3 protein-coding genes are annotated in these 2465 nt (G+C 70.9%); 2 read left to right on the forward strand and 1 reads right to left on the reverse strand.

What is annotated here, in order from left to right; all coding sequences use genetic code 11:
- Both I4I78_RS31880 and I4I78_RS31885 read left to right on the forward strand, forming a co-directional pair.
- A partial coding sequence (locus I4I78_RS31880) for a fructose-bisphosphatase class II family protein (RefSeq protein WP_218615225.1) occupies window positions 1-836 on the forward strand: 836 nt, incomplete at its 5' end.
- Window positions 837-863: 27 nt separating this feature from the next.
- Complete coding sequence (locus I4I78_RS31885; protein ID WP_218615226.1) at window positions 864-2246, forward strand: ATP-dependent 6-phosphofructokinase; 1383 nt, start codon at window positions 864-866, stop codon at window positions 2244-2246.
- A gap of 23 nt (window positions 2247-2269) precedes the next feature.
- Here I4I78_RS31885 and I4I78_RS31890 read toward each other — a convergent pair.
- A partial coding sequence (locus I4I78_RS31890; RefSeq protein WP_218615227.1) for a membrane dipeptidase occupies window positions 2270-2465 on the reverse strand: 196 nt, incomplete at its 5' end.

A 2465-nucleotide genomic window follows, 5' to 3' on the forward strand; every position in this document is an offset into this window, starting at 1 on the left:
CCGACGGGGCGGCGACCACGGCCATGCGCGCGGCCCTGGCCGACGCGCCGGGGCGGGGAACGGTCGTCATCGGGGAGGGCGAGAAGGACGACGCCCCGATGCTGTTCAACGGCGAAGTGGTCGGCAACGGCCGCGGACCCGACTTCGACATCGCCGTCGATCCGCTCGAGGGGACCTCGTTCTGCGCGCGGGACCTGCCCGGTTCCCTGGCCACCATCGCGTTCGGCGAAGCAGGCACGCTGTGGTCGCCCGGGCCCGGGTTCTACATGGACAAGATCGTCGTTCCGCCGCGCGCGAAGGGCGTCGTCGACCTCGACGACCCGCCGGAGAAGACCCTGGCCAAGGTCGCCGAGGCGCTCGGCAAGCAGGTCGGTGACCTGCGCGTCGTCATCATGGACAAGCCGCGGCACAAGGATCTGATCGCCCGCGTCCTGCAGGCGGGCGCGTCGGTGCAGACACCGGCGGGCGGCGACGTCGGCGGGGCCCTGGCGGTGCTGATGCCGACCCTCGACATCGACCTCCTCCTCGGGGTCGGCGGCACGCCGGAGGGGGTGATGACGGCCGCGGCGGTCGGCGCACTGGGCGGCGGCATGCTCGGCCGGCTGGCTCCGCAACGCGACGACGAGGCGGGCGCCATCCGTGCGGCGGGCATGTCCCTCGACCGCGTCTACGACTGTGCCGAGCTCGTGGCGGGCGAGGCCTTCTTCGTCGCCAGCGGGGTCAACGGCGGGCCCATCCTCGGGCGGCCGCGTATCGGAGGCGGTACGACCGTCGTCGAGTCGCTGCTGATCTCCCGAGGTCAGATCCGCCACATCACCCACACCACCTTCGAATGACCGCGCCGGGATGATCAAGGAGATTCGGTGACGCTGCACTTGGAAGACCTCCGCGTCCGTGACCTCGGCGAGTGTGACTACGACTCGCCGTTGGCCGAGATGGCCGCCGTCAAGGAGACCTCGCCGCACTACGTCGCGGAAGGCGACCGGGTCCTGCTCGAGGACACCGTCTCGATGCTGGCCGAGCACGATCTTCCGCCCGCCGAGGTCCCGAGCTTCGAAGCCGCCGGCCCGCGCCGCAAGATCTACTTCGACCCCACGGAGGTGACCGCGGGAGTCGTCACCTGCGGGGGGCTGTGCCCGGGCCTCAACAACGTCATCCGCGGCCTCGTCCAGGAGCTCGTCGTGCACTACCGGGCCAAGCGGATCCTGGGCTTCCGCCACGGCCTCCGGGGACTGACGGCCGAACACCGCGACCACACCGTGGAGCTGACGGTGGACGGCGTCCGCGACATCCACAACTCGGGCGGCACCATCCTGGGCAGCTCGCGCGGCGGGCAGGACGCCGACGAGATGGTCGACAGCCTCGTGGCACGTGGCGTCGACATGCTGTTCGTCATCGGCGGCGACGGTGGGATGCGCGCCGCGACGAGCATCAGCGAGGCGATCCGGGCGCGCGGTCTCGACATCGCCGTCATCGGGGTCCCGAAGACGATCGACAACGACCTGCCCTTCACCGACCAGTCGTTCGGGTTCCAGAGCGCGTTCGCGCGCGCCACCGAGTTCATCTCCGCGGTCGCGGTCGAAGCCGCGGCCAGCCCGAACGGCGTCGGGATCGTGAAGTTGATGGGCCGCCACTCGGGGTTCATCGCCAGCTACGCCGCGTTGGCCGCCAGTGCCGCGGACATGGTCCTGATCCCCGAGGTCCCGTTCGCGCTCGAGGGCGAGGACGGTGTGCTCGCCCACGCCGAGCATCTCGTGCGATCCAAGGGTTACGTGGTGATCGTCCTCGCCGAGGGGGCGGGCCAGGACCTCCTTGACGGCCAGGGCCTGCCGCCGCGCGACGGCCGCGCCACCGACGCCTCGGGCAACCTCAAGCTCGGCAACATCGACGAGCTTCTGAAGAAGGCCATCACCGACCACATGACCACGGTCGGTCTCGCGCCCACGATCCGGTACATCGACCCGAGCTATGCGATCCGCAGCATCGCCGCGAACGCCTACGACAGCGTCTACTGCCTGCGGCTGGCCCATGCCGCGGTGCACGCGGCCATGGCCGGTCGCACCGAAGCCGCCGTCGCGCGCTGGCGGCGGCGCTTCGTGCACGTCCCGCTGCCCCTGATGACGAGCCGCCGCAACCAGATCGACCCCAACGGCGACATGTGGATGTCGGTGCTCGAAACCACCTGCCAGCCGGCCGACTGGGGCCCGGTGCGGGAGCGCGAGAAGGTCAGCGCGGGCTTCTGCTGACCGTCCCGCGAGATGGCCGGGGCTCAGGAACGAGCAGCGTCCCGGGTGTCGCGCAGCACGCGAAGCGCGTTGCCCCGGGCGAGTTTCCGCAGTTCGTCACGGCTCCAGCCCCGGGACTCGAGGGCCTCGAACAGGCGTGGGTAGTACTCGACGCTCGGGATGTCGGGCGGGGGCGTCATGCCGTCGAAGTCGCTCCCGATCCCGACGTGGTCCACCCCC

Origin of the sequence: Pseudonocardia sp. KRD291, from assembly GCF_019263595.1 — a bacterium.
Classification (GTDB): Bacteria; Actinomycetota; Actinomycetes; order Mycobacteriales; family Pseudonocardiaceae; genus Pseudonocardia.